Origin of the sequence: Alteriqipengyuania flavescens, assembly GCF_030406725.1 — a bacterium.
In the GTDB taxonomy this organism is placed as follows: Bacteria; Pseudomonadota; Alphaproteobacteria; order Sphingomonadales; family Sphingomonadaceae; genus Alteriqipengyuania_B; species Alteriqipengyuania_B flavescens.
In genome coordinates this window covers 2396882-2422501 of sequence record NZ_CP129107.1, presented here as the reverse complement: position 1 = coordinate 2422501, position 25620 = coordinate 2396882, and the positions used below count along the sequence as shown (strand labels likewise).

24 protein-coding genes, 1 tRNA gene and 1 pseudogene are annotated in these 25620 nt (G+C 66.1%); 11 read left to right on the top strand and 15 right to left on the bottom strand.

All coding sequences use genetic code 11. The features are described 5' to 3' along the window. The first annotated feature begins 22 nt into the window (after positions 1–22). On the top strand, positions 23–1462 hold the full coding sequence (locus QQW98_RS12395; RefSeq protein ID WP_290135241.1) for a sodium-dependent transporter: 1440 nt from the start codon (positions 23–25) through the stop codon (positions 1460–1462). Positions 1463–1558: 96 nt separating this feature from the next. Continuing rightward, positions 1559–3142, top strand: coding sequence for an amino acid permease (locus QQW98_RS12390; protein ID WP_290135240.1), 1584 nt, complete (start codon positions 1559–1561; stop codon positions 3140–3142). Between the two features lie 89 nt (positions 3143–3231). On the opposite strand, the gene QQW98_RS12385 is transcribed toward QQW98_RS12390, so the two are convergent. Beyond that, positions 3232–3714 (bottom strand): pyridoxamine 5'-phosphate oxidase family protein, encoded by a 483-nt coding sequence (locus QQW98_RS12385; protein WP_290135239.1) that lies wholly within the window; start codon positions 3712–3714, stop codon positions 3232–3234. A 104-nt stretch (positions 3715–3818) separates the two neighbouring features. Between QQW98_RS12385 and QQW98_RS12380 the strand changes: the two genes are divergently transcribed. The 3 genes from QQW98_RS12380 to QQW98_RS12370 are packed head-to-tail and all read left to right on the top strand — an operon-like array spanning position 3819 to position 6525. After that, positions 3819–4658: a hypothetical protein gene (locus tag QQW98_RS12380; RefSeq protein WP_290135238.1), complete on the top strand. Its 840-nt coding sequence runs from the start codon at positions 3819–3821 to the stop codon at positions 4656–4658. A 14-nt stretch (positions 4659–4672) separates the two neighbouring features. Then, positions 4673–6274: a DUF6504 family protein gene (locus QQW98_RS12375; RefSeq protein ID WP_290135237.1), complete on the top strand. Its 1602-nt coding sequence runs from the start codon at positions 4673–4675 to the stop codon at positions 6272–6274. A 35-nt stretch (positions 6275–6309) separates the two neighbouring features. After that, complete coding sequence (locus QQW98_RS12370; protein ID WP_290135236.1) at positions 6310–6525, top strand: hypothetical protein; 216 nt, start codon at positions 6310–6312, stop codon at positions 6523–6525. On the opposite strand, the gene QQW98_RS12365 is transcribed toward QQW98_RS12370, so the two are convergent. After that, entirely contained in the window at positions 6513–7067 is a 555-nt protein-coding gene (locus QQW98_RS12365; RefSeq protein WP_290135235.1) for a hypothetical protein, read from the bottom strand. The genes QQW98_RS12370 and QQW98_RS12365 overlap by 13 nt on opposite strands. Before the next feature lie 83 nt (positions 7068–7150). Here QQW98_RS12365 and QQW98_RS12360 point away from each other — a divergent pair, with 83 nt between their 5' ends. Then, positions 7151–8200, top strand: coding sequence for a winged helix-turn-helix domain-containing protein (locus QQW98_RS12360; protein ID WP_290135234.1), 1050 nt, complete (start codon positions 7151–7153; stop codon positions 8198–8200). Here the strand turns inward: QQW98_RS12360 and QQW98_RS13930 are convergent. Together QQW98_RS13930 and QQW98_RS13925 are read right to left on the bottom strand one after the other, a co-directional pair. Next, entirely contained in the window at positions 8186–8479 is a 294-nt protein-coding gene (locus tag QQW98_RS13930; protein ID WP_319023292.1) for an alpha/beta fold hydrolase, read from the bottom strand. The genes QQW98_RS12360 and QQW98_RS13930 overlap by 15 nt on opposite strands. A gap of 43 nt (positions 8480–8522) precedes the next feature. Next, positions 8523–8717, bottom strand: coding sequence for an alpha/beta fold hydrolase (locus QQW98_RS13925; protein ID WP_319023291.1), 195 nt, complete (start codon positions 8715–8717; stop codon positions 8523–8525). A gap of 130 nt (positions 8718–8847) precedes the next feature. Here QQW98_RS13925 and QQW98_RS12350 point away from each other — a divergent pair. From QQW98_RS12350 to QQW98_RS12330, 5 genes and pseudogenes are all read left to right on the top strand, one after another. Further along, positions 8848–10091, top strand: a pseudogene (locus QQW98_RS12350) (putative DNA modification/repair radical SAM protein). Positions 10092–10101: 10 nt separating this feature from the next. Then, on the top strand, positions 10102–11583 hold the full coding sequence (locus QQW98_RS12345; protein WP_290135233.1) for a UdgX family uracil-DNA binding protein: 1482 nt from the start codon (positions 10102–10104) through the stop codon (positions 11581–11583). Position 11584: 1 nt separating this feature from the next. Continuing rightward, positions 11585–15292: an error-prone DNA polymerase gene (locus QQW98_RS12340; protein WP_290135232.1), complete on the top strand. Its 3708-nt coding sequence runs from the start codon at positions 11585–11587 to the stop codon at positions 15290–15292. A gap of 2 nt (positions 15293–15294) precedes the next feature. Further along, positions 15295–16014 carry an extensin-like domain-containing protein gene (locus QQW98_RS12335; RefSeq protein ID WP_290135231.1) on the top strand — a complete coding sequence of 240 codons (720 nt, stop codon included), beginning with the start codon at positions 15295–15297 and terminating at the stop codon, positions 16012–16014. Between the two features lie 27 nt (positions 16015–16041). Further along, a complete protein-coding gene (locus QQW98_RS12330; protein ID WP_290135230.1) occupies positions 16042–16230 on the top strand; it encodes a hypothetical protein in 189 nt (62 codons plus the stop codon). Here the strand turns inward: QQW98_RS12330 and QQW98_RS12325 are convergent. The 11 genes from QQW98_RS12325 to QQW98_RS12275 form a co-directional block, all read right to left on the bottom strand. Continuing rightward, entirely contained in the window at positions 16216–16374 is a 159-nt protein-coding gene (locus QQW98_RS12325; RefSeq protein WP_290135229.1) for a hypothetical protein, read from the bottom strand. The genes QQW98_RS12330 and QQW98_RS12325 overlap by 15 nt on opposite strands. A gap of 168 nt (positions 16375–16542) precedes the next feature. Further along, the gene (locus QQW98_RS12320) at positions 16543–16713 is read right to left on the bottom strand and encodes a hypothetical protein (RefSeq protein ID WP_290135228.1); all 171 of its coding nucleotides are present in this window, start codon (positions 16711–16713) and stop codon (positions 16543–16545) included. Positions 16714–16775: 62 nt separating this feature from the next. Then, positions 16776–17471 (bottom strand): phosphate regulon transcriptional regulator PhoB, encoded by a 696-nt coding sequence (phoB, locus tag QQW98_RS12315; protein WP_290135227.1) that lies wholly within the window; start codon positions 17469–17471, stop codon positions 16776–16778. A 10-nt stretch (positions 17472–17481) separates the two neighbouring features. Beyond that, a complete protein-coding gene (phoU, locus tag QQW98_RS12310; protein WP_290135226.1) occupies positions 17482–18150 on the bottom strand; it encodes a phosphate signaling complex protein PhoU in 669 nt (222 codons plus the stop codon). Next, positions 18150–18959, bottom strand: a complete 810-nt coding sequence (gene pstB / locus QQW98_RS12305) for a phosphate ABC transporter ATP-binding protein PstB (protein WP_290135225.1) — start codon at positions 18957–18959, stop codon at positions 18150–18152. Before pstB ends, phoU begins: the two co-directional genes overlap by 1 nt. Then, a complete protein-coding gene (gene pstA, locus QQW98_RS12300) occupies positions 18959–20209 on the bottom strand; it encodes a phosphate ABC transporter permease PstA (RefSeq protein ID WP_290135224.1) in 1251 nt (416 codons plus the stop codon). The genes pstB and pstA overlap by 1 nt, the downstream gene beginning before the upstream one ends. Then, positions 20202–21587 (bottom strand): phosphate ABC transporter permease subunit PstC, encoded by a 1386-nt coding sequence (gene pstC, locus QQW98_RS12295; RefSeq protein ID WP_290135223.1) that lies wholly within the window; start codon positions 21585–21587, stop codon positions 20202–20204. Before pstC ends, pstA begins: the two co-directional genes overlap by 8 nt. Before the next feature lie 14 nt (positions 21588–21601). Further along, positions 21602–22639, bottom strand: a complete 1038-nt coding sequence (locus tag QQW98_RS12290; protein ID WP_290135222.1) for a substrate-binding domain-containing protein — start codon at positions 22637–22639, stop codon at positions 21602–21604. 93 nt (positions 22640–22732) lie between these two features. After that, entirely contained in the window at positions 22733–24097 is a 1365-nt protein-coding gene (locus QQW98_RS12285; protein ID WP_290135221.1) for a porin, read from the bottom strand. Between the two features lie 127 nt (positions 24098–24224). Continuing rightward, positions 24225–25397 (bottom strand): sensor histidine kinase, encoded by a 1173-nt coding sequence (locus QQW98_RS12280; protein WP_290135220.1) that lies wholly within the window; start codon positions 25395–25397, stop codon positions 24225–24227. A gap of 71 nt (positions 25398–25468) precedes the next feature. Beyond that, positions 25469–25543, bottom strand: a tRNA-Glu gene (locus QQW98_RS12275). Positions 25544–25620: the final 77 nt, after the last annotated feature.

Here is a 25620-nt window from a genome sequence, read left to right as displayed (position 1 = left end):
TTTTCGGGACGAGGGATTTTGAATGGTTGCGATTTCAAACGGGCAGGGCGGCGAACAGGGCTGGTCCTCGCGCTCCGCCTTCATCCTCGCGGCAATCGGCGCCGCGGTGGGCCTGGGCAACCTGTGGCGCTTCCCGACGCTGGCGGGGGAGAGCGGGGGCGGTGCCTTCGTCATCTTCTACATCGGCTGCGTCTTCCTGCTCGGCTTGCCGCTGTTGCTTGCGGAAATCTTCATCGGGCGCGCTGGCCAGACCGATGCGGTCGGCTCGATCCGCCGCGTCGCGGAACAGTCGCGCGTCTCGAAGCGCTGGTCGCTGTTCGGCGGGCTGGGCGCGCTGGCCGCTTTCCTGATCGTCTCGTTCTATTCGGTCGTGGCGGGTTGGGTGCTCTATTACGCCGGCGTGTTCGCCGCCGACTTCGGTAGCGCGGTCCTTGCCGGCGATCCGTTCCGCGGTGCGCTGGCGGGCGAATCGCAGGAACAGATTGCCGGCCGCATGGGCAACCTTTTCGCCGATCCCATGCTACTGCTGTCGATGCATTTTTTGTTCATGGGCGCCACTCTGTTCATCGTCGCGCGCGGCGTATCGGGCGGCATCGAGAAAGCAGCGACCTGGCTGATGCCGGCTTTCTTCGTCCTGCTGATCGCCATCACGATTTATGGGGCGTTCGTCGGCAACCTAGGCGAGGCGGCCGCGTTCCTCTTCACGCCCGACTGGAGCAAGCTGACGCCGGAAGTGATGAACTCCGCGCTCGGCCAGGCCTTGTTCTCGCTTTCCCTCGGTGTGGCCGGGATCATTACCTACGGCTCCTACATTCGCGAGGGCACCAAGCTCGGCTCGACTGCCGCAGCGATTGCCTTTGCAGATACGGGCGTCGCGCTGATCGCCGGCCTGATGATCTTCCCGATCGTGTTCGCCGTGGGCCTCGACCCGGCTGCCGGGCCGACGCTGGTGTTCCAGACCCTGCCCTTCGCGTTCGAATCCATGCCGGCGGGCTCCCTCATCGGATTGCTCTTCTTCGTGCTGATCCTCGTGGCCGCCATCACCAGCTCGATCTCGCTGCTGGAAGTGCCGACAGCTTGGGGCGTGGGCGAACTGGGCTGGTCGCGCACGACATCGGCCCTGGTGTTCGGCGCGGGCGCGTTTGCCATCGGCGTGCTCTGCCTGCTCGGCTACAACGTCCTTTCCGACGTCCGCCCGCTCGGCTTCTGGTCGATCTTTGCGGAAACCGACATCCTCGACACGGTGGACGGTTTCACGGGCAAGATCATGCTGCCGCTGGGCGCATTGTTCACCTCGCTGTTCATCGGGTGGCGGGCCGACCGGCGCCTGCTGGAGACGACGACCGGCCTTTCCCGCGGGATGTTCACGCTGTGGCGCTTCCTGCTCGCCTGGCTGTGCCCCATCGCGGTGACGATCATCCTCGTGACCGGCCTGTTCCCCAGCCTGCTCGGCGCGGAGTGATTTCGCTTTTCGAATCTTTGCGTCGGGCGTAATCCGCGCGTTGCGGCAATCGGCCCGCGGGCAGTCCGCGGGCGGGCCGTGGAGGCCTGACGGTCCATGATTTTCGACAGGGTAAAGCCGCTCGACGCCATTCTGGCGACGGCGGAGAAGAAATCGCTCCACAGGTCGCTGGGGGCGTTCCAGCTGATGCTGTTCGGCATCGGTTGCATCATCGGCACGGGCATTTTCGTGCTGACTGCCGCAGGCGCGCAGAAGGCCGGTCCCGGCCTGATGCTGGCCTTCGTCATCGCGGGGGCGGTCTGCATCGTCGCCGCGCTCTGCTATGCGGAGATCGCCTCGATGATCCCCGTGGCGGGGTCCGCCTACACCTATAGCTACGCTACGATGGGCGAATTCCTCGCCTGGACCGTGGGCTGGGCGCTGGTGCTGGAATACGCCATCGCCGCATCCGCCGTGTCCGTGGGCTGGTCGGGCTATTTCACCGGCACCATTTTGAACGACACGTTCGGGATAGCCCTGCCACCATGGTTGACCGCCGGGCCATTGGCGCTGGGCGGCGCCCCGGGTGGGCTGATCAACCTGCCGGCGCTGATCATCGCCCTGCTGGTCACCTGGCTGCTGATGATCGGGACGAGCGAGAGCGCGAAGGTCAACGCCGTGCTGGTGCTGGTTAAGGTGACGGCGCTGACGCTGTTTATCGGCCTCACGCTCACCAGCGGCGAGTTCGACACCGCGCGCTTCAACCCGTTCCTGCCTGCCGGCGTGTTCGGCGGATGGGGCACCGGGGTGGGCGCGGTGGGCGCGGCGGCGACGATCTTCTTCGCCTATGTCGGCTTCGATGCCGTCAGCACCGCGGCAGAGGAGACCAAGAACCCGCAGCGCAACGTGCCGATCGGCCTGATCGGGTCACTGCTGTTCTGCACCGTGTTCTATATCCTCGTGGCGGCAGGGGCTATCGGCACCATCGGCGGACAGCCCATCATGGGGCCGGGCGGCGTGCCGTTCCCGGCAGGTTCGGAAGAGCTCGCCCGGCAATGCGCCATGCCGCAGTATGCCGACGCGCTGGTCTGTTCGAACGAGGCGCTGGCCCATGTCCTGCGCGAAATCGGCTTCGGGGCGATCGGCAACATGCTGGGCTATGCGGCGATCCTGGCGCTGCCTTCGGTCATCCTGGTGCTGCTGTTCGCGCAGACCCGCATCTTCTTCGTGATGAGCCGCGACGGGCTGCTTCCCGATGGCCTGTCGAAGGTCCACCCGAAGTGGAAGACACCCTATGTCGTCACCGCGATCACGGGCATCCTGGTGGCCATCGGTGCGGCGTTCTTTCCGGTCGGCCAGCTGGCGGACATCGCCAATGCGGGCACGCTGTATGCGTTCCTGATGGTGGCGGTGGCGGTGATGGTGCTGCGCCGTACGGACGGCGGGCGGCCGCGCAGCTTCCGCGTTCCGGGTGTCTGGATCGTGGCCCCGCTGACCGTGGCGGGCTGCCTGTTCCTGTTCCTGAACCTGCCGGCGGCGGCGATGCTGATGCTGCCGATCTGGTCGGTGATCGGCTTCGTGATCTACTTCGCCTACAGCCGCAGCCGCAGCCATCTGGGCAAAGGCGTGGTCGAAGTGGTCGATGCCATCGGCGGCAGCGAACACGATTTCCCGATCGACACGCCCTCCAAGCCGGATTGAGGGCAAGAGGAAGGGGCCGTCTCCATGCCGGAGGCGGCCCCTTTTCATTCCATACGCTGTTCAAGGCACCGGAATGATTTCGTAACGGGTCAGATTGCCGTTTCGACGTGGTTTTCCGCGGCTTCCTCGCGCACATCCTTGCCCAGCAGCATCTTGGCATTGTTGATGAGGCCGAGGTCGCTGTTCCAGATCTCCGCCTCGGCGAGGTCCATGCGCAGCATGATGAGGTTGGGATCGTCCTTGCCGCCCGGGAACCAGGCTTCCACGATCTTGCTCCACTGCTTGTCCAGGCGCTCGCGGCTCGTTTCTTCGGTCAGCGTGCCTTCGACCCGGGCGAATATCTGGTTGTCCTTGCCGGCATAGGTCACGATGGCCGGGCCCATCTGGGCGAGGTGGTTGTCCTTGGTGGTGAAGAACCAGATCTCGCTGTCGGCATCCTTGTCGAGCTGCGCGGTCATGACCACGGCGCCATCGGGCTGGGCCTTGCGTTCGAGGAAGCAGAAGGGCGAATCGGCAAACGCCTTCCAGAATTTGGTCTTCAGTTCGTCTGCATCGCCTTGCTCGTAATTCATGGTTTTCTCCTTTGCCCGTCCAATGGGCGGGGAAGGGGTTTTGTTCCGGCGATTGCCAAGCCGCGAATGTTGGAACATAAATAGAACATAGAAATTGATTCGCCATGACCGATGCCGCTTCCATCCCGGCTCCGGCGCCCCGTGCGGGGATTGCCGGCGTGCCTGCCGTTCCCTGTCGCAGCCTGCCCGGTTCGCGCAGCCCGGACTGGCAGCCGGGGCGCGGCGACATGGCGCTGCACAGCGAGATTTTCGCGTCCTCGCGCGATGGCACGGGCGGGGCTGCCGCGCTGGCGCTCGCGCTCGACCAGCTGCGCAGCGCCCGGGCCGAACCGGGGCCGCTGGCCGAGGCGGAGGATCGGCGCGCGGTGCTGTGGGTGCAGGAACGCCGCGCCATCCGGCTGACCGGGCGCCCCTATCGCCCCGGCCTGCCGGAAGGGCTGCGCCACCGGCTGATCCATGTCGAGGCGGAAAATGCGCAGGACGTGCTGTTCACGCTGGAAGAGGCGGTGCGCTGCCGCGACCTTGCCGCGGTGATCGGGGAGCTGGCGGGCAATCCGCGCGCGCTCGACTTCACCGCCTCGCGCCGGCTGAGCCTGGCGAGCGAAAGGCACGGCGTGCCGCTGTTCCTCGTCCGCCTCGATGCCGAACGCGACCTGTCTTCCGCCCGCATGCGGTGGGAGGTGGCCAGCCACGCCTCGCCGCGTCCGCGCTGGAACGGCGATGCGCCCGGCGCGCCGAGCTGGCAGGCCGAACTGTTCCGCGCCCGCCGCCATCGCCCGGCCAGTTTCGTGCTACGGGAAGAGGAGGGAGGCCGGCTTGGTGCGCGTCCTTCGACAGGCCCGGGACGAACGGATTTCGGTAGTTCGGCGATGAACGGGGCCATGATGAGTGGGGAGCGTATCGGCAGCTTCCTCGCCAGGTTTTCCCGCACCCGCACGGCCTGAAGGGCGGCGCTCGCATGTCCCCGCCGCCCGGAAACCGCTCTCCGCGCCGGATCCTGTCGATCTGGCTGGCGCAGCTGTCGCTCGATCGCTGGCGGCAGGCGGCAGGCTGCGCGCGCGGGCAGGGGGAAGACGCCGGGCCGCTGGTGCTCATTACAGAAACTGCGCACGGGCCGCGCATCGATGCGGTCAACGATGCCGGCCGTGCTGCCGGTATCCGCCCGCGCTCCATGCTCGCCGATGCGCGGACGCTGTGCCCGCAGGTGGCGGTCCATCCCTCTGATCCGGCAGGCGATCTCGACTTCCTCGAACGGCTTGCCGCGTGGGCGCAGCGCTGGGGCCCGTGGACGGCGATGGACGCGCCCGATGCGCTGCTGGTGGATATCACCGGCGCGGCGCACCTGTTCGCGGGCGAGGAGCGGCTGCTGGCCGATGCGGCGGCGCTGTTCGCGAAGCGCGGGCTGGCGGCGCGCCTCGCCATCGCGCCCACGGCAGGCGCGGCCTGGGCGCTTTCCCACTACGGTCCGGACCGCGTGATCCTGTCCCCCGATGACGATGCGGTGGCGCGGCTTTCCGGCCTGCCCGTGGCGGCCCTGCGGCTCGACGAGGATGTGCTGGTCATCCTGCGCCGGCTCGGTCTGAAGCGGATCGGCGACCTGACCGACCGCTTTGCCGAGCGCGAGGGCCGCGATGCGCTCCACCGCCGGTTCCGCAACCGCCGCGCGCCTGCCGCGAACCCGCTGGTGCGGCTCGACCAGCTGCTCGGCAAGGTGCCAGAGCCGCTGCTGCCGGTGATCCCGCCGCAGATGCCGCTGGTGCAGCGCCGCCTGGTCGAACCGATCCGCCACCGCGACCTGCTCGACCAGGTGGTGCGCGACCTTGCCGCCGACATGGCACGCGAGCTGGAGGCGAAGGGAGAGGGCGCGCGCAGGCTGGAGGTCGGCGTGTGGCGCGTGGATGGCGAGGTGATCGTCCGCCGCCTGGAAATGGCCGCCGCCACCCGCGATGCCGCGCATATCTGCCGCCTGTTCGCCGCCAAGCTCGACGATATCGACGCCGGCTTCGGGATCGAGAGCGTGCGGATGCGCGCCTCGTGGTCCGAACCGCTCGACCTCGGCCAGCGGGACCTGGAGGCAGCGGCGGAAGACCATGGCACCAGCCTTGCCGCCTGCGTCGACCGGCTGACCGTGCGGCTCGGCCCGCATGCGGTGCGCCGCCCGGTCCCCTTCGCCAGCCACATCCCGGAGCGCGCCCAGCGCTGGCAGCCACCGCTTGAGGCCGAACCGCCCAGTCCTCATGGTTTTCAGGAGCAATTGGCTTTCCACGCCCGCCCGCTCAAGCTGCTCGACCGGGCGGAACCTATCGCCGTGCTCTATGCCACACCCGACGGCTTCCCGCAGAAGTTCCGCTGGCGGGGGGAAGTGCACGAAGTCGCGCGGGTCGAGGGGCCGGAGCGGATTGCGCCCGAATGGTGGCGCGAGAAATCGACCGTGCGCCTGCGCGACTATTACCGGATCGAGGACGGGGCGGGCCGGCGCTACTGGATCTATCGCCACGGCCTGATCGGCGACGGGCGAGGCGGCATGCCGGACTGGTATTTGCAGGGCCTATGCGCCTAGGGTGCGCCTAAGGGTGTGCACCCAAAGGAGAGCGCATGAGCAAGACCTGCCCCAAGTGCGACGGCCGGATGGAAACCGGCTTCGTCCTCGATTCCAACTACGGCAGCGGCTCCGCGATGGTCAGCCACTGGATGGCCGGGAAGCCGGTCAAGAGCATCTGGACCGGCCTCAAGACGAAAGGCCGCAAGAAGATCGAAATCCGCACCGAGCGGTGCACCCGGTGCGGATATCTCGAAAACTACGCCGCCTGATCGTCCACCTGCGCGGCCGCCTTGCGGAACAGGTAAGCCGATACCATCCACGCGCCGAACCAGATGCCGGTGAACACCCAGGTAAAGTGGCCGTAGGACTGGACGATGATGCCCACGACCAGCTGGAATACCGCGGTCGCCGTCATCGCCGCTGCCATGCCGCGTGCCTTGAACCGGGCCCCGATCGCCCCGAACAGCGCCACCAGCGGGACGAGGTTGAACCACAGGTTGATCGCGTTGCCCTCGTTCCCGACGATGCCGACCGCGCCGTTGGCCCACAGCAGCAGCAGCGCCGCACCCAGCGCAACCGCCGCGCCGCCGCGATAGGCCCAGCTGCCGCTTGCCCGCATGGCCATCTCGAACGCCAGGCCCACGCCGCCCAGCATGATGATCGCGGCTACGAAATCCTCGCCAGTCCATCCGGTGAAGCCGAAGAACAGCGTGGCGACGGCGGGAATGGTGATCAGCGTCGCGGCGATTCCCCAGCCGAGCAAGCGCCACGGGTTCAGCAGGGCGGGGCGGGTAATCTCTTGATTGGTCATGTCTTGCCTCATTCGTATGTGGAGGCCTATCCCTGCCGGGGCCGGCGGTGAAAGCCATGAGGGGAGCCTGAGGAATTGCTGAAATGCGCGACATGCCGCTGACTTTCGGCGATTTCACGCTCGATCCGGCCAACCGCACCCTGCTGCGCGGGGGACAGCCGGTGGAGATAAGCGCACGCTATCTCGATGCCCTGGTGCTGCTGGCGCGCGAGCCGGGCGAACTGGTCACCAAGGACCGTTTCATGGACGAGGTCTGGCGCGGCGTGCCGGTGACGGACGATGCGTTGACGCAGGCCATCCGTGCGCTTCGCAAGGCGCTGGGCGACGATGCCGCATCGCCGCGCTTCATCGAGACGGTGCCGAAGCACGGTTACCGCTTCGTCGCCCCCGTGCATGCCGCGGCGAAGCCGCAAGTCGCCCATCACCAGCCCGCTTCGACGCGAGCCGGACTACTCCGCACCATGACCTCTGGCGCCCTGGGCGCCGCCTTGGCCGGAGTGATAGTCGGGCTGTTCTACGGCGCGCAGGCCGGTTCGGTCGATAGCGGACGCGGATCTGCGCTTTCGATCGTGCTGGTGGTCGTGGTCGCGAGTGTAGCGGCAGCGGCAATCTCGGGCATGGGCATCGCCACCGGAGTAGCGGCGTCGCGCTTCGTACAGCCGCCTGCGGGCTGGTGGGCCATCGCCGGCGGGGCCGTGGGCGGTATCGTGACAGGGGCACTCGCCAGCCTCGTATTGTCGGACGGTTTCGCCTTGCTCACGGGAAGCGCGCCGACGGCCATGACCGGCGTGCTCGAAGGTGCGCTGATCGGGACGGCGACCGGTCTGGGGGTCGCCGCTACCGGGGGCCTTTCGATGGGCTATCGCGTTACGGCATGCGCAGTCATCGGCGGATCGGCCGGGCTGCTCGTCCATCTGGCTGGCGGCGCGTTGATGGGCGACAGCCTCGCCGGCTTGCTGCGGTCCTTTCCGCAAGCCCGGCTGCAGATCGGCTCGGCCTTGCCGCCGTCGGTGAATGCCGCCCTCGAAGGAGCCGTATTCGTCGCCTGCGTCGCCGCCGCCATCCTGCGGTCGGAGGCGAAGGAAAAGGCGCGTCCCTTTGCGGAACGCGCCTCTCTGTCAGGCTCGATCTAGCCTGCGTCTTTCTCGGCGCTTGAGGAAGGCGAGGATATCGTCGCCCACGCGTTCCGTCTGGGTGGCGAAGACGGCGTGCGGTTCGCCCTCGTATTCGATCAGTTCGGCGCTATCGACCTGCTCTGCCACCGCGCGGCCCGTCGCGTCGATCGGCACGGTCACGTCTTCGGTCCCGTGGATCACCAGTGTCGGCACGGTGAAGCTGGGGAGGTCGGGGCGAAAGTCGGTAGTGGCGAATGCAGCGGCCGATTGCAGCGTGCCGTACTGGCTGGCGTGCATGGTGGTCTGCCATGCCCAGTGACGTTCCTCGTCGCTTACGCCGTCACCGTAGAAATCCTTGAAGAAGCCGGTGAAGAACTTGCGGAAATCGGCCTTCGCCGTTGTCGGCCAGCTTCATCATGATCGGGTCCCAACTGTCGGTCAACAGGGACCAGCCGTGGATGAGAATGACTGGGCGTCCCTCGCCGAGCTCCTTCCACCGCAGCCGTGTTCCGTTCCGAGTGGTGATACTGGACATGGATGATCTTTTTCGTTCTGTCTGCCTCCCGAACGGCGCGACGGCGCGGGATATTCCAAGACTTCAATCATTTACCAGGCAGGTTGGAATCCCCCTAGCCAAGTCCGTCCTGTGAACATATATAGAACACATGGGCGCGCTGACGACGATAGAAAAGCTGGAGATTCTTGCCGATGCGGCGAAATACGATGCCTCCTGCGCGTCGTCCGGCACGGCGAAAAAGAACTCGCTGGGCGGAAAAGGCATCGGCTCGACCGAAGGGATGGGCATCTGCCACGCCTATGCGCCCGACGGTCGCTGTATCAGCCTGCTGAAGGTGCTGCTGACCAATCACTGCATCTTCGATTGCCACTATTGCATCAACCGCAAGAGCAGCAACGTGCGCCGCGCGCGCTTCACGCCGCAGGAAGTGGCGGATCTCACGCTCAGCTTCTATCGCCGCAACTACATCGAAGGGCTGTTCCTTTCCTCCGGTATCATCAAGAGCTCCGACCATACGATGGAGCAGCTGGTGGAGGTCGCGCGGATCCTGCGCGAGGAGCACGATTTTCGCGGCTACATCCACCTGAAGACGATTCCGGAAGCCGATCCGCAGCTGGCGCACCAGGCCGGACTGTATGCCGACCGGGTCTCGATCAATGTCGAACTGCCGACCGATGCGGGGCTGACCCGCCTCGCGCCCGACAAGAATGCGCGCCAGATCGAAGGCGCGATGGGCGGGATGAAGATGGCGATCCGCCAGTCGAAGGACGAACGCAAGCGGTTCCGCCACGCGCCCCGTTTCGCGCCCGCCGGTCAGTCCACCCAAATGATCGTGGGCGCCGACGGGGCGAGCGATGCGGACATTGTCGGCAAGGCCAGCCGCCTGTACGACGGATACCGCCTGCGCCGTGTCTATTACTCCGCCTTCAGCCCCATCCCCGATGCCAGCGCGGTGCTGCCGCTAAAGCGCCCGCCGCTGATCCGCGAACACCGGCTCTACCAGTCGGACTGGTTGATGCGGTTCTACGGTTACGAAGCTCGCGAGGTGATGCAGGCGACCGAGGCGGACGGCAATTTGCCGCTCGATATCGATCCCAAGCTCGCCTGGGCTTTGAAGTTCCGCGAACGCTTCCCGGTTGATGTCAACCGCGCCCCGCGCGAGGCGTTGCTGCGTGTTCCGGGGCTGGGCTGCGGGCGGTGAACCAGATCATCGCCGCGCGCCGCCACCGGACCCTCAGGCTGGAGGATGTCGGCAAGCTGACCGTCTCGATCACCAAGGTGCGGCCTTTCATCTGCGCGCTCGACTGGCGGCCCACGATGCTGACCGACCGCGGCGACTTGCGCGCGCTGCTCGCCCCGAAGCAGGAGCAGCTGGAGCTGTTCGCGGCATGATGGGTTTGCGATGACTGGGCTTCAGCACGTAAAGTTCGGCACCTATTACGTGGTGAACCTGCCGGAGCATGACGATTTCGCCTTCTGGCGGGAACGGGCGCGCGCGCTGGTGCAATGCGACGTGCCGCCGGACCGGATCGCCTGGGTCGGCCCGGGCGGCAGCGGGGACCTGTTCTCGCATGGGGAGCGGCGGATGCCGGTGCCGGACGATCCGGCGCGCATCGTGCGGGCGAGCAAGCGCTTCGTGAAGCTGGCGCGCAACGCCATCCTCCATTCCGACACCGATCGCTTCGCGCTGCTCTATCGCCTGCTGTGGCGCCAGCAATCGAACCCGCGCGTGCTGGAAGACCGCACCGACAACGACGTGCGGCGGCTCGAAGAACTCGACCGCACCGTGCGACGCGACAGTCACAAGATGCACGCCTTCGTGCGCTTCCGGCTCGTGGAGGATGGCGCCGGAGGGGCTGAGGGCGACGGGGAGGGCAACGGGGAAGGTGGGGGGCACTACGTCGCCTGGTTCGAGCCCGACCACCATATCGTGCGCGCCAACGCGAGCTTCTTCAAGCGCCGCTTCGCCAACATGAACTGGTCGATCCTGACGCCGAAGGGCTGCCTGCACTGGGATGGCGAGACCATGCGCGAAAGCGGGCCCGCGCGTCGCGAGGATGCACCCGGCGGCGATCCGGTCGAGGCGCTGTGGCGCAAGTATTACGCATCCATCTTCAACCCCGCGCGTTTGAAAGTGGGGGCGATGCTGAAGGAAATGCCGCGCCGCTACTGGAAGAACATGCCCGAGGCCGAGCTCATCCCAGAACTCATTGCGGGCGCGCAGAAAAGGGAAAGCGCAATGGTGGCCGCCGGCGAACTGGAATTCGAGGAGCGCCCCGATACGCTTGCCGCCATCGACAAAGCGATCCACGGCTGCCGCAAGTGCCCGATCGGCGAGCTGGAGAACGAGGCCGTGATGGGCGAGGGGCCGGACGATGGCAGTGATTTTTCTGGTCTCATGATTGTCGGCGAGCAGCCCGGCGACCAGGAGGACATGGCCGGCAAACCCTTCGTCGGCCCCGCCGGGCAATTGCTTGACGCGCAGCTCGAACGCGCCGGGATCGATCGGGGTGCGGCCTATGTCACGAACACGGTGAAGCATTTCAAATACGTGATGCGCGGCAAGCGGCGGCTGCACCAGAACCCGAACGCGAAGGAAATCGACACCTGCCGCTGGTGGGTGGAGGCCGAACGCGCGATCGTGAAGCCGAAGCTGGTGCTGGCGCTGGGCGCGAGCGCGGCGCGTGGAATGCTGGGCAAGACGGTCAGCATCTCGAAGGCACGCGGCGCGCCGATCCCATTGGAAGACGGAAGCGAGCTGTGGATCACCGCCCACCCGTCCTACCTGTTGCGGCTCGACGGGCCTGCGCGCGACGAGCAGGAGCGCCTGTTCCAGGCCGACCTTGCCGCCGTGCGGCAGCGGCTGGAGGAGCTGGCCGGGTGACATGCCGGAAAGCGATCTCCAGATACCCAAGCGGACGATCGAGCTCGATCCGGACGGCATAGACGCGCCGCCCCGCGCGCCCTTCGTCGAACTCGGCCTCGTTTCCTGTTTCAGTTTCCTGCGCGGCGCGTCCGATGCGGTGGACCTGGTGCTGGCGGCGCGGGCGGCCGGCTACGATGCGATCGGCATCGCGGACGTAAATTCCATGGCCGGCGTGGTCCGCATCCATACCGAGGCGAGCACGCTGAAGCTGCGGCCGGTGATCGGCTGCCGGATCGAGACGGTCGAAGGCCTCGCCTTCCTGGCCTATCCGGAAGGCCGGGCCGCCTACGGCCGCCTGTGCCGCCTGATCAGCGCGGGCCGGATGCAAACGCTGGACGGCGAATGGCAGGCGAAGGGGGAATGCGACATCGACCTCGCGCTGCTCGCCGCGCACAGCGAAGGGGTGCAGTTGATCGCAATCCCGCCGTGTAATCTGGACGCAAAGTTCTCGATAGAGGTCGAAAGCAATGTCGTCCCTTTTCGTCAGCCCGGTCTTCGAGCCGGGGTCCCGCTGTCTTCGGAAGAAAGCGGGACCCCGGATCAGGTCCGGGGTGACGTAGAGAGAGTGGAGATGGAAGGAAGCTTCGCCGAAATCCTCCCCCACCTCGCCGCGCAACTTCCCACCCTGCGCCATCTTGCCGCCAGCTATCTCTACACCGGAGACGATATCGCGCGGATCGACCGGCTCGATGCGCTGGCAAAGGCACACGGCCTCGCGCTGCTCGCCACCAACGACGTGCATTACCATGCACCGCAGCGCCGCCCGCTGCAGGACGTGATGACGGCGATCCGGCACAAGACCACTGTCGCGCGGGCCGGGCACCTGCTCCACGGCAATTCCGAACGCTACCTCAAGCCGCCGGAAGTGATGGCAAAACTGTTCGAGCGCTGGCCCCATGCCATCGTGGCGGCGCGCGCGGTTGCCGATGCGTGCAACTTCGCCCTGGACGAGCTCGCCTACGAATACCCGCAGGAGATCTATCCCGACGGGATGGGCCCGCAGGAACACCTGGAGATCGAGACGTGGTGGGGCGCGCAGGGGCGGTATCCTGCAGGTGTGCCGGAGCACATCGCCGACACGCTGGAGCGCGAGCTGGCGCTGATCGGCAAGATGGACCTCGCGCGCTATTTCCTCACGATCAAGGACATCGTCGATTTCGCGCGGAATGACGTCGATCCGCCGATCCTGTGCCAGGGGCGCGGTAGCGCGGCCAATTCGGCGGTGTGCTATTGCCTCGGCATCACCAGCGTCGATCCGGTCCACCACCAGCTGTTGTTCGACCGCTTCATCTCGGAAGACCGCAAGGAGCCGCCCGATATCGACGTCGATTTCGAGCACGAGCGGCGCGAGGAGGTGATCCAGTACCTCTATCGCAAGTACGGCCGCCACCGTGCCGGCCTGACCGCAACTGTCATCCACTATCGCCCCCGCATGGCGATCCGCGAGGTCGGCAAGGCGATGGGCCTGACCGAAGACGTCACGGCGGCGCTGGCGAAGACCGTGTGGGGCGGGTGGGGCAAGGAAATCGGCGAGGGGCATGTTGCGGAAACCGGCATGGATATCGCCGATCCGCACTTGCGGCGCGTGCTCAAGTTGACGCAGCAAATGATTGGAATGCCTCGCCATTTGTCGCAGCACGTCGGCGGCTTCATCCTTACCGAGGGCGCGCTGACCGAAACCGTGCCGATCGGCAACGGCGCGATGCCGGATCGCAGTTTCATCGAATGGGACAAGGACGATATCGAAGCGCTGGGCATACTGAAGGTCGACGTGCTCGCGCTCGGCATGTTGACCTGTATCAAGAAATGCCTCGATCTTCTTGAAAACCATTACGAAAGACCGCTGGAGCTCGCCACCGTCCCGCGCGAGGATCCGGAGACCTATGCCATGCTGCGCAAGGGGGATTCGCTCGGCGTGTTCCAGGTCGAAAGCCGGGCGCAGATGAACATGCTGCCGCGCTTGCGCCCGCGCGAATTCTACGACCTCGTGATCCAGGTGGCCATCGTCCGCCCCGGGCCGATCCAGGGCGACATGGTGCATCCCTACCTGAAGCGGCGGCGGGGGGAGGAGCCGGTCGTCATTCCCGCACCGGGCCGCGATCACGGCCCGCCGGACGAGCTTTCCAGCATCCTCGAGCGCACATTGGGCGTGCCCATCTTCCAGGAGCAGGCGATGAAGATCGCTCTCGATGCAGCGAAGTTTTCCAGCAAGGAGGCGAACCGGCTGCGCAAGGCGATGGCGACCTTCCGCAGCCGCGGCATGGTGGACGAATTGCAGGACATGATGGTGGAGCGGATGGTGGACCGCGGTTACGACCGCGACTTCGCCCAGCGCTGCTTCAACCAGATCCGCGGCTTCGGCGAATATGGCTTTCCCGAAAGCCACGCGGCCAGCTTCGCGCATCTCGTCTACGTATCGAGCTGGCTCAAGTGCCACTTCCCGGCCGCCTTCGGCTGCGCGCTACTCAACTCGCAGCCCATGGGCTTCTACGCGCCTGCGCAGATCGTGCGCGATGCGAGCGAGCACGGGGTCGCGGTGCTGCCGGCGGACGTGAACGGCAGCGAATGGGATTGCACGCTGGAAGACACGCGGACGTCGAACACCCACCCCAACCCCTCCCTCAAGGGAGGGGCAGTGAAGCTTGGCGAACCGCAGGTGAGCCTTAGCGGAGCGGGGTGGGTTTCCGAACGTCTGAATGACGAGGTGAAGGGCCGCCTCGACCGGCACCTCGCGCTGCGTCTCGGGCTGCGGCAGGTGGACGGACTGCCCGAGCATGTCGCCGCGCGGCTGCTGGCGGAACGGGCGGAGAACGGCCCCTATCGCGACGTGCGCGACCTGCGCGATCGGGCCGGGATCTCGCCCGCGCATATCGAGCGCCTGGCCAGTGCGGACTGCTTCACCTCGATGCAGCTGTCCCGACGCCAGGCGCTGTGGGATGCCCGCAGCCTGGTCGGTGCGCCGGACCTGCCGTTGTTCGCCGCCGCCGCCGCGCGGGACGAGGGGGCGGAAGGGCGCGCGACCGCACTGCCTTCGATGCCCTTGTCGGAGGAAGTGGTGGCCGATTACCAGACCACGCGCCTCAGCCTGAAAGCCCATCCGATGGCCTTTCTGCGACCCGGCCTGGCCGAACGCGGCTTCGTACGGGCATGCGACCTGCGCGCACGCAAGTTCCGCTCCATGGTCCATGTCGCGGGCGTGGTCCTGATCCGCCAGCGGCCGGGCAGCGCGAAAGGCGTGTGCTTCATCACGCTGGAGGACGAGACGGGGGTCATCAACCTCGTCGTGTGGCCGGACCTGAAGGAAAAGCAGCGCACGGTGGTAATGGGCGCGCGGTTGATGGAAGTGCGCGGGCGGGTGGAGTATGACGACGAGGTGATCCACGTCATCGCCCACCACATGACCGACGCCAGCCACGACCTGTATCGCCTGTCCGATGACTTGCTCAGCGCGCCGCTGGCCCGTGCGGACCATGTCAATTCGCCGCTGCCGTCGGGCAAGGCCAATCCCCGCAACGATTTGCGCGAAGGGGCGGAGGATCCGTACAAGCCGGTCGAGCCGTGGCAGGAACCGCCGCCCGGCAACCGGGAATGCGGCTTCCACGGCCCGCAATCGGGCGGCCACCCCCGCGACGTGCGGATCATTCCCAAGTCCCGCGACTTTCACTGACAATGCAAATTTCCCGCCGCATCGGTCGCTTCACGCTGGACCGCAGGATCCTCGTCATGCTCGCGCTGGCCGGGGTGGTGCTGGCGGGCCGCGCTTGGCTGGGCGACCATCCCCAGCACGATCCGTGGGCACCGCTCGACCTGGGCGATCCGCCGGGCTGGGCGACGCAGGCCAAGCTGGTCGCACTGCGTAGCGATCCCGCGCAATGCCGCGCCGTGCTGGAGCGCAGCGGCATCGAATTTCGCGCGCTCGATCCGGCCGGGGAGGGGGAGTGCCGCAGGGATGACCGCACCGTGCTCGCAAACGCGCCGCTCGCGCCGGGGCCGCCAGCCAGCACCTGCCCCGTCGCCGCGGGTTTCGCGCTGTGGCAGCGCCGCTCGCTGGAGCCTGCCGCGCGCGACATCCTCGGCTCCCCCATCGCCCGGATCGAGCATTTCGGTACCTATAGCTGCCGCCGGATGTATGGCGCTTCGGAAGGCCGGTGGAGCGAGCACGCCACGGGCAATGCCATCGACATTGCGGCGTTCGTGCTGGAGGACGGTCGCCGCGTCAGCGTGCTGGGGGATTGGCAAGGCGACGGTGAGGCAGCGCATTTCTTGCGCAAAGTGCGTGACGATGCATGCGAAATCTTCGCAACCGTGCTATCGCCCGATTACAATGAAGCCCACGCCGATCATTTCCATCTCGACCAGTCCGGCCGCTATACCGGCGTGTGCCGCTGACGTGGCTTCCGGCACGGCATCGCGCGCATGAAGGAAGTGCTGGAATTCGTGCTGTCGCTGATGCTGGCGCTGGTTACCGCGGCCATCACCGTGGGCGGCGTCATCCTGCTCGGTTGCGCGCTGGCGGCCGGGGGATGCTATTGGGGCTGGAAGCGATGGCGACGCCGCGCCGGACAGCGGCTCGCGCCCAAGCTGCCCGGCTCACCCGACGAATAGCCGGCCCACCGCATCGGGCACTGTCCCATCGACGGGATTCCACGCCATGCGCCCGAAATCCTGTTCCAGAACGCGGCCGGATTTGCCTACGACGCCCCACACCCGGTCATGGTGATCGTCCGGCACCGCGACGAAGATCGACAACCGATCGTCCGCGTCGGGAATGGTCGGCAGGCCGATCGCGGCCTTGGCGGGATAGCGCGTGGTGGCAATGACCTTGCGATTGCCGAGATCGAAGTCGTGCGGGTAGTGGATGTAATTGACGAGGAAACTGGCGTTCGTCGCCGTCAGGCCGGACCGGAAATCGATGGATTAGATACCGTCGTCAGGTGGCGTCAGTTTCGCATTGCCCACGCCGTACATTTGATCGAGCTTGGCGAGGATCGCCTGCAATTCCGCTTTGCGCCAACCAGACACACGGATCGCGAGCGATGGCAGCGGCAATTCGGGCTTACGCTCCATCCGTTGCCGTATGGCGGACATGAAGACCGCTGCGACCAATCCAGCTCAGCTCAATGCCAGCAGCGCATAAATGACCGGCTGCATCAGCCGCCCACCGGCTCCAATGCATAACCAGCTGCGCGGACGGTGCGGATGGGGTCGTCGCTGTCGTCGATCTCGATCGCCTTGCGCAGGCGGCGGATGTGGACATCGACCGTGCGTTCCTCGATCTCGCTACCGGTCCCCCAAACGCCGTCGAGCAGTTGCGAGCGGCTGAAGACGCGGCGCGGGCTTTCCATGAAGAACTTGAGCAGGCGGAACTCGGTCGGGCCTAGGTGCAGCGCTTTGCCGCGCCGCTCCACGCTGTGGGCCACGGGATCGAGCACAATGTCGCCCACCGACAGCGATTCCCCTGCCAGCGCAGGGCGTACCCGGCGCAGCACGGCAGAGACGCGGGCCAGCAATTCCCGCGGTGAGAAAGGCTTGGTGACGTAATCGTCGGCGCCGGTGTCGAGCCCGCGGACACGGTCGTCCTCCGCCTCCCGCGCGGTCAGCATGATGATCGGCACGTGGGCGGTGGCCTGCTCGCGCCGAAGGCGGCGGCAGACCTCGATCCCGCTAGTGCCTTCGATCATCCAGTCGAGGATGACAAGATCGGGCGGCGTTTCGGCGGCGAGCAGCAGCGCATCGTCGCCGTCGGCCGTGCATACGACCTCGTAGCCTTCCGCCTGGAAACGGAATTCCAGCAATTCCGACAGGCCCGGATCGTCTTCTACAAGCAGCAGTCGGGGGCGGGCCATGGCGTGGTCCTCAGTCTTCGTGCTCGGGCGGGTACTCGCCGGTCGCGGAGTAATAGACCATCTCGGCGATGTTGGTCGCGTGGTCGCCGATGCGTTCCAGGTTGCGGGCGATGAACAGCATCTGCGCCGCGGTGCCGATCGTGGCCGGGTTTTCGACCATGTGACTGACGAGGTTGCGGAAGATGCTGTCGTAAAACGCATCGACCTTGTCGTCGCGCTCGATCACTTCGGCGGCCATGGCGGGATCGCGCGCGGCGTACGCGGTCAGCACGTCATGCACCATTTCCGCCGCGATCTCGCCCATCGCGGGCAGCAGCGTCAGCGGCTCGAAGTGCGACTTGCCCTCGATCCGGCCGACGCGCTTGGCGATGTTCTTGGCGTAGTCGCCGATCCGCTCGGTCACGCCGGCGATCTTGATGGCGGCGATGATCTCGCGAAGGTCGTCCGCCATCGGCGCCCGCAGGGCGATGACGCGCACGGTCAGCCGGTCGACGGCGTTTTCCAGTTCGTCGATTTTCTTGTCGCGCTCGATCACGCCCTTGGCGAGATCCTCGTCACCCTTGACCAGCGCATCGAGTGCTTCCTGAATGGAGAGTTCGGCAAGGCCGCCCATCTCCGATATCAGACCGCGGAGCTTGGTGATGTCTTCGTCGAACGCCTTTACTGTATGGTCGTTCATTAACCGTAACGTCCTGTAATATAATCCTTCGTACGCTCTTCGCGCGGATTGGTGAAGATGTCGTCCGTCGGCCCGTATTCCACCATCTTGCCGAGGTGGAAGAAGGCCGTGCGCTGCGAGACGCGGGCCGCCTGCTGCATGGAGTGGGTGACGATCACGATGGCGAAGCGGTTGCGCAGTTCCGCGATCAGTTCCTCGATCTTGGCCGTTGCGATGGGGTCCAGCGCGGAGCACGGCTCGTCCATCAGGATGACTTCGGGGTCGACCGCAATGGCGCGGGCGATGCACAGGCGCTGCTGCTGGCCGCCCGACAGCGCGGTGCCACTATCCTCGAGCCGGTCCTTCACCTCTTCCCACAGCCCGGCACGGCGGAGCGATTTTTCGACGATGCGGTCGAGGTCGCCCTGGCTTTCCGCAAGCCCGTGGATCTTGGGGCCATAGGCGATGTTGTCGTAGATCGACTTCGGGAACGGGTTGGGCTTCTGGAACACCATCCCCACGCGGGCGCGCAGTTCCACCACGTCCATCCCGCCGGTGTAGATATCCTCGCCATCGAGGCAGATCGTGCCTTCTACGCGCGCGGAATCGATCGTGTCGTTCATGCGGTTGAGGGCGCGCAGGAAGGTCGATTTCCCGCAGCCCGACGGGCCGATGAAGGCGGTGACAAACTTGTCCGGAATGGTGATCGACACGTCGTCGATCGCCTTTTTCTGCCCGTAATACACGGAGACATTGTCCGCCGTCATCTTGGCATCGAGGGCTTCCATGCCCTCGTGCGCGGCGGCGTTGTCGATCACTTGGCTGTCCATCACCATCTCTTCTCGAAGCGGTTGCGAAGGTAGATCGCGGCCGCGTTCATGACCAGTAGCACAATCAGCAGGACGATGATCGCGGCAGAGGTACGCTCCACGAAGCCGCGGTCGATTTCGTCCGACCAGAGAAATATCTGCACCGGCAGCACCGTGGCCGGCGCGGTCACGTCGCTCGGCGGGGTGGCGACGAAGGCGCGCATCCCGATCAGCAGCAGCGGGGCGGTCTCGCCCAGGGCGCGGGCCATGCCGATGATCGTGCCGGTCAGGATGCCGGGAAGGGCGAGCGGCAGTACGTGGTGGAACACGGTCTGCATCTTGGAGGCACCCACGGCGAGCGCACCGTCGCGGATGCTCGGCGGCACCGCCTTGATCGCGTTGCGGCCCGAAATGACGATGACCGGCATCGTCATCAGCGCCAGCGTCATCCCGCCGATCAGCGGGGCGGAGCGGAAATTGGGAAAGATCGTCAGGAACACGCCGAGGCCGAGCAGGCCGAAGATGATCGACGGGACCGCGGCAAGGTTGTTGATCGAAACCTCGATCAGGTCGGTCCAGCGGTTCTTGGGCGCGTATTCCTCGAGATAGAGGGCTGAAAGCACGCCAATCGGGAACGCCAGCAGCAGAGTGACCAGCATCGTCAGCAACGTGCCCTTGAGTGCGCCCCAGATGCCGACCAGCTGCGGGTCCGTTGCGTCGGAGCGGGTCAGGAAGTCCGGGTCGAAATTCTTGGCCAGGCGGTCCTCGCTGTCGAGCTGGCGGGCCAGCGCGACCATTTCCGGCGTACCGCTGCCGTCGAGACCGGCGGCCAGGTCGTCCGACACCGGCAACCAGATGGAGCTTTCGGTCCGCAGGATGGAGGGGTCCGCCACGATGCGGCGGGCCGCGACGCGCCACGCCTCGCCATTCAGTTCGGTTGCGGCAGCACCGAGCTGCTCTTCGGCGGAGAATTCGACGATCTCGCGCAGGCCCGCGGTTTCCAGCTGGGGCACGGCCTGCGGGCTGGCGAGCGTGTTGTCGTCCATCGCAAGGCCCAGCGTCGGGAAATCGAAGTCCACGCGCGCCTCGGCCCGCTGGAAACCGCCGATGCCGTTCCACGTCATCGTGCCGAGCAGGAACAGCAGCATCGCGACAGAGAAGATGATGGCGCCGAGGCCCAGCAGCTTGAAGCGCCGTTCCTTGCCGTAACGGGTCTTCAGCCGCGCACGATAGGCGTCGGTCCGGGTCGGGGGGAGGGCGGCCTTACTCATAGGCTTCGCGGAACCTCTTGACGACGCGCAGGGCGATGAAATTGAGGCCGAGGGTGACGAGGAACAGGACGAAGCCCAGTGCAAACGCGGCGAGCGTGGCGGGGTGGTCGAAACTGTTCTCGCCCGTCAGCAGGGCAACGATCTGGTACGTGACCGTGGTCATCGCTTCGAGCGGGTTGGCCGTCAGGTTGGCGGCAGCGCCGGCGGCCATGACGACGATCATCGTCTCGCCGATCGCGCGACTGACGGCCAGCATCACGCCTGCGACGATACCCGGCAGGGCGGCGGGGACGAGGACCTTCTTGATCGTCTCGCTTTCCGTCGCGCCCATCGCCAGGCTGCCGTCGCGCATTGCGCTGGGCACCGCGGCCATGCTGTCGTCGGCCATGGAGGAAACGAAGGGGATGATCATCACGCCCATCACCAGGCCTGCAGCAAGCGCGCTTTCGCTCGAGGCGTTCTGGATGCCGACCCCGTTTGCAAGGTCGCGCACGAACGGCGCCACGGTCAGCGCGGCGAAATAGCCGTAGACCACCGTGGGAACCCCGGCGAGGATCTCCAGCGCGGGTTTCAGCCACTTGCGCGTGGCCGGGCGGGCATATTGCGTGAGGTAGATCGCGCTCATCATTCCGAGCGGGATGGCGACGATCATGGCAATAATCGCACCGATGAAGATGGTGCCCCAGAACAGCGGGATCGCGCCGTATTCGGTGGGGTCGGGGGTGGTCGATGCGCTGCCGAGGTTGGGGCTCCACTGCGTGCCGAACAGGAAATCGATCGGGCCGACCATGCCGAAGAAGCGCAGCGTTTCGAAGATGAGCGACACGAAGATGCCGAGCGTCGTCAGGATCGCGACGAGCGAGGCGACCAGCAGCAGCGCCATGACGCTGCGCTCCACCCGCGTGCGGGCGGCGAAATCGGGGCGCAGGCGCAGGAAGGCGAAGACGCCGGCAAGAAAGGCGATGACGATGGTCGCGGTGATACCGATCAGGCGGTATTGCGCGATCGCATCGCGGAAGGGCTGCACCAGACCCTGCGCTTCGTCATTGAAGACGGCATTGGCGGAGCCTTCCGCAACGGCGCGGGCTTCCGACAGGATCGTGTCCCGCTGGATGCCGAATTCGGGCAGCGAAGAAGCGGCGGGGTGGGCGAGCACGGACCGGTTGACCAGTTCCGGCGCCAGCGCACCCCACAGCGCAACGAAGAGGATCGCCGGAACGGCGATCCACAAGGCAAGATACCACCCATGATAGTTCGGCCGGGCACGCAATCGGCGCCCGGGGTCCGCGCTCTGGAAACTCCAGGCGCGGGCGCGGCCGGCAAGCCAGCCCGCGACCCCGAGACCCAGAGCGAGGAGAAAGAGGATGGTAATCGACATTGACGCGGCTGTTGTTACTTCAACTCGGTCCCGTCAAGGGTAGGCAGGGCGGTTAGCCGCGACGTCATGTCGGCGCCCTTGTCGTCCGGATTGGCGATCAGGCCGATCGAAGTGAGCGGGCCGTCCTTGCCCCACATCTGGCCCCACTGAGCGAGGAAGCCTTCGAGGCCCGGGATCGCGCCGATGTGCTGCTTCTTCACGTAGATGAACAGCGGGCGGGCACCCGGATAGCTGAAGTCGGCGATGTTCACGTACGTCGGCTCGACGCCGTTCATCGCGATGCCCTTGAGCGAACCGAGGTTCTCTTCGAGGTAGGAGTAACCGAACACGCCGATCGCATTCGGTGTCTGGGCCAGTTTCTTGACGATCAGGTTGTCCTGCTCGCCCTGCTTCGAATAGGCGCCGTCGGTGCGCAGCGAGGTGCAGATTTCCTCGTAACGCTCTTCATCGCTTTCCTTCATGGCTGCCATGTCGGCATTGGACTTGCAGCCCGGCATCAGGATCAGTTCCTTCAGCGCATCGCTGGTGCCGGAGGTTTCCGGCGGACCGTAGACGAGGATGTCGATGTCGGGTAGCGAGGGGTCGATGTCGGACCACTTGGTCGCGGTCTGCTTCTTGCCATAGGGGTTGGCGGCCAGCGCCATGTACACCTGCTCCGGCGTCAGAGCGATGTCGATGCCGTCCTTGGCAGCGGCAAAGGCGATTCCGTCCAGGCCGACTTCGATCTCGGTGATCTCGGTCACGCCGTTCTTCTGGCAGGTTTCGAATTCGCTCGCCTTCATCCGGCGCGAAGCGTTGGCGATGTCGGGGTGCTGGGTGCCCACGCCGGCGCAGAACAGCTCGATGCCGCCGCCCGTGCCGTTCGATTCGATGATCGGGGCCTTCAACTCGGGATTGGCGCGGGCATATTCCTCGGCCACTTTCTTGGCGAAGGGCAGGACAGTCGAGGAACCGACGGCGCGGACATTGTCGCGCGAATCGCTGCTGGAACCGCAAGCGGCGAGGGACACTGCGGCGACAGCCAGCAGGGAAGTACGAAGTACGAATTTCATGTTACGCTCCAATCGGGAAGTTTGGCTTCGTTAGGGTTGTATTGTGACGCTTGTGCGAAAGTCGCGTGACCGCCGCAAACCCGCGTCATCGCATCAGAAATCGACCTGCGCGCGGGCACCGAAGACATCGATGGCATAGTCGCGGTCACCATTGGCGGCGGGCACGGCGGCATCGCCATATTCGAGGCGGCCGTAATTCAGCATCAGGCGGGTGTAGGCGGTCGGCGACCAGACGAGCGAGGCGTAATAGCCATCCTGCGTGCCGCCCACGATCCCGTCGTCCGACAGGTCGAGCCGGTCGTAGCGGACATTGAACTGGACCGCGCCGAAACCGCCTTCACCGACGGGGCTGGACGGCTTGATCCGGTCGAACGTGCCGCCCTTGTAGCCGCGCGAATCGCCCGGGGTCAGGAACACGCCGGCTTCGACATAGCCGCCGAAGAAAGTCGGGTCGGATGCGGCGGCGACGAGCTCCGGCTGCTGGCAGAAAGCTTCGCCCGCAAAATGGAACGGGCCGCTGATCAGGGCCGCTTCCGCGCCATAACCGAACTCGCCGGTCGCCGCGAGCGAGCCGGTGTTGACCGGGCGCACGGCGGTGAAGTTCACCAGCGGACGCTGGCGATAACGGACCGTCTCGCCGTTATCGAGATCGGTCTGGTGGACCGACGCGCCGAGGTGCAGCTGGCCGAACGACGTCTTCGGCATGAAGACGATGCGGGCGTCGTAAGACCGGCTGCCGTCGGGCAGGGTCTCGCTGTTGTCGGCAAAGGCACCGGCCTGGACCAACACGTCACCGCCGGACCACTGCCCGCCGACCCCGACCTTGCGGCGGAAGCCGAAGGCGTCGGTGAAGGCGGCGCGCTCGATGAAGGAGGTGTGGAGGCCGCTCGTCAGCTCTTCCAACGACTGGAAATTGTTGAACTGGCCGGCGCGAACTTCGAACCCGCCATCCTCGTAGGACAGGAAGGCATCCGTCAGGTCGACTTCGTTTCCGGCGAAGTCGGCTTCCAACTTGTAGCCGAAGCCGCCCGGCATATCGCCCTGGACGCCCAGGCGGACACGGCGCAGCGTGCTGCCGAAACCGTCGTCGATCCCTTCGGGGGCGGAGATGGTCCCGGCGTCCACCATCACGCGGCCGCGGGGCTTGAAGGTCCAGCCACTGTCGGAGGAGACTTGCGGCGCACCCTTGAAAGCAGTGATCGTGGTCGGCGCGGCTTCGACTTCCGCGATGGCGGTGCGGATTTCCTGCTGGCCTTCCGCCTGCGCGGCGATGCTGCTTTCGGCGGCCTGGGTGCGGCCTTCCAGCTCGTCCTCACGGGCGCGTAGGGCGGCGAGTTCGGCGCGCATCTCGGCGATGATCTCGGCATCGGTGGGCGCAGTGGCATCCTGTGCCTGGGCGACGGTCGGCGACAGGACGGTACCGGCAAGCAGCGCCCCGGCAAGAAGCGAACGACGCATTATCAAACCTCGAATTGACGTGTTAGTGACGAATGTGACGCCCTTGGCGACGCGATGTTGCTCTTTTGTGACAAGCGGCATCGATGGGGAAATGAAGGGGTGGAAAACTGCGCTTTCCGCGCAGCCGTCAGAGAAGGGGCAGCCGCACGGAAACGGTGGTGCCTTCACCCTGTTTGCTGTCGATATCGAGCCGGCCGCGATGGCGCTCGACGATATGCTTGACGATCGCGAGGCCGAGGCCGGTACCGCCCGCAGCGCGGCTGCGCCCCGGATCGGTGCGGTAGAACCGGCGGGTGAGGTGCGGCAAATGGTCACTGGCAATCCCTTCGCCCCGGTCGACCACGCGCAGGCTGGCGCGGCTGCCATCCCCGGTCAGTACGACCGAGACAGGTTGGTCCTCTCCGCCGTATTTCAGCGCATTGTCGACGAGGTTGCGCACCAGCTGTTCCAGCTGCTGCCGATCGCCGCGAATGATCATGGGCGCATCCGGCAGCGAAACCTTGACCCGGTGGCGCTGTTCGATCTTGCCGCTTTCGCTAGCCGCCTTGCGGACCGTCTCGACCAGGTCGATCGACTGTTCGGGCAGTTCGTGCTTTTCCGCCTCCACGCGGGACAGCGACATGAGATCGCTGACCAGTGCCTGCAGCCGCCGCGCCTCGCGCAGGGTGGTGCCGAGGAACTTGTCCTGCATCGCGGGATCGATCTCGCCGTCGGTATCCAGCAGCGTCTCGACATAGCCGATGATGTTGGCAAGCGGGGTGCGCAGCTCGTGGCTGGCATTGGCGACGAAATCGGTATGCGCGCGGCTGACGTCGGCCTCGATCGTGCGGTTGAGCAGCTCGATCAGCCAGAACCGCCCGTCTACCGACTGGCGCGTCATCTGCCACACGCTCTTGCGGCCGGTCAGGCCGGTGATCATGTCGGTCCCGCCCTCGCTCGAATCGAGAAGGGCGACCGCGGCGGGATGGCGCAGGCCGATGCGCGGATCCTGCCCGACGACATGCTGGCCGAGAATCTCGCGCGCAGCGGCGTTGGCGATCACGATGCGCCGCTCGTCCACCAGCAGCAGCGGGGTTGCCATGTTGTCGAGCAGGCGGCGGACATTGTCCTGCGTCAGGCTGAGGTCGCTGCGCTTCGACTGGGTTTCTACCGCCTGCACCGGTACCAGCCAGAACGTGCAGGCCCACAAGCCGAACACCACGAGTGCCAGCCACGCCTGTTCCGAAGCGACACCGACTGCCACCGCGCCGATGGCGGCGAGGATCAGCGGGACGATCGGCAATTCGCGGCGAGGGCGCATGAAGGCCCCTTAGCGGCGAGGTTCGCCGCCGCACAAGCCAGTGTTGCCGACAATGTTGGGGAGTGCATCGGTGGTGACCCCTACGGGAATCGAACCCGTGTTTCAGCCGTGAAAGGGCCGCGTCCTAACCGCTAGACGAAGGGGCCATCCGATGCGGTGACGCGCCTCTAAGGGGCACGGCGGGGCGGGTCAACCCGGTTGATGGGCTTTTTTCGCCCCGCGG

Bases quoted from the DNA above. Each gene is read 5' to 3' on its own strand.
- QQW98_RS12375 (WP_290135237.1), top strand. From the start codon at position 4,673: ATGTCCCCGCCGCCCGGAAACCGCTCTCCGCGCCGGATCCTGTCGATC.
- QQW98_RS12335 (WP_290135231.1), top strand. From the start codon at position 15,295: ATGCAAATTTCCCGCCGCATCGGTCGCTTCACGCTGGACCGCAGGATC.
- pstC (WP_290135223.1), bottom strand. From the start codon at position 21,587: ATGTCGATTACCATCCTCTTTCTCCTCGCTCTGGGTCTCGGGGTCGCG.
- QQW98_RS13930 (WP_319023292.1), bottom strand. From the start codon at position 8,479: ATGCACGCCAGCCAGTACGGCACGCTGCAATCGGCCGCTGCATTCGCC.
- QQW98_RS12385 (WP_290135239.1), bottom strand. From the start codon at position 3,714: ATGAATTACGAGCAAGGCGATGCAGACGAACTGAAGACCAAATTCTGG.
- QQW98_RS12340 (WP_290135232.1), top strand. From the start codon at position 11,585: ATGCCGGAAAGCGATCTCCAGATACCCAAGCGGACGATCGAGCTCGAT.
- phoU (WP_290135226.1), bottom strand. From the start codon at position 18,150: ATGAACGACCATACAGTAAAGGCGTTCGACGAAGACATCACCAAGCTC.
- QQW98_RS12320 (WP_290135228.1), bottom strand. From the start codon at position 16,713: ATGTCCGCCATACGGCAACGGATGGAGCGTAAGCCCGAATTGCCGCTG.
- QQW98_RS12390 (WP_290135240.1), top strand. From the start codon at position 1,559: ATGATTTTCGACAGGGTAAAGCCGCTCGACGCCATTCTGGCGACGGCG.
- QQW98_RS12330 (WP_290135230.1), top strand. From the start codon at position 16,042: ATGAAGGAAGTGCTGGAATTCGTGCTGTCGCTGATGCTGGCGCTGGTT.
- pstB (WP_290135225.1), bottom strand. From the start codon at position 18,959: ATGGACAGCCAAGTGATCGACAACGCCGCCGCGCACGAGGGCATGGAA.
- QQW98_RS12360 (WP_290135234.1), top strand. From the start codon at position 7,151: ATGCGCGACATGCCGCTGACTTTCGGCGATTTCACGCTCGATCCGGCC.
- pstA (WP_290135224.1), bottom strand. From the start codon at position 20,209: ATGAGTAAGGCCGCCCTCCCCCCGACCCGGACCGACGCCTATCGTGCG.
- QQW98_RS12395 (WP_290135241.1), top strand. From the start codon at position 23: ATGGTTGCGATTTCAAACGGGCAGGGCGGCGAACAGGGCTGGTCCTCG.
- QQW98_RS12290 (WP_290135222.1), bottom strand. From the start codon at position 22,639: ATGAAATTCGTACTTCGTACTTCCCTGCTGGCTGTCGCCGCAGTGTCC.
- QQW98_RS12345 (WP_290135233.1), top strand. From the start codon at position 10,102: ATGACTGGGCTTCAGCACGTAAAGTTCGGCACCTATTACGTGGTGAAC.
- QQW98_RS12285 (WP_290135221.1), bottom strand. From the start codon at position 24,097: ATGCGTCGTTCGCTTCTTGCCGGGGCGCTGCTTGCCGGTACCGTCCTG.
- QQW98_RS12280 (WP_290135220.1), bottom strand. From the start codon at position 25,397: ATGCGCCCTCGCCGCGAATTGCCGATCGTCCCGCTGATCCTCGCCGCC.
- QQW98_RS12365 (WP_290135235.1), bottom strand. From the start codon at position 7,067: ATGACCAATCAAGAGATTACCCGCCCCGCCCTGCTGAACCCGTGGCGC.
- QQW98_RS13925 (WP_319023291.1), bottom strand. From the start codon at position 8,717: ATGTCCAGTATCACCACTCGGAACGGAACACGGCTGCGGTGGAAGGAG.
- phoB (WP_290135227.1), bottom strand. From the start codon at position 17,471: ATGGCCCGCCCCCGACTGCTGCTTGTAGAAGACGATCCGGGCCTGTCG.
- QQW98_RS12370 (WP_290135236.1), top strand. From the start codon at position 6,310: ATGAGCAAGACCTGCCCCAAGTGCGACGGCCGGATGGAAACCGGCTTC.
- QQW98_RS12380 (WP_290135238.1), top strand. From the start codon at position 3,819: ATGACCGATGCCGCTTCCATCCCGGCTCCGGCGCCCCGTGCGGGGATT.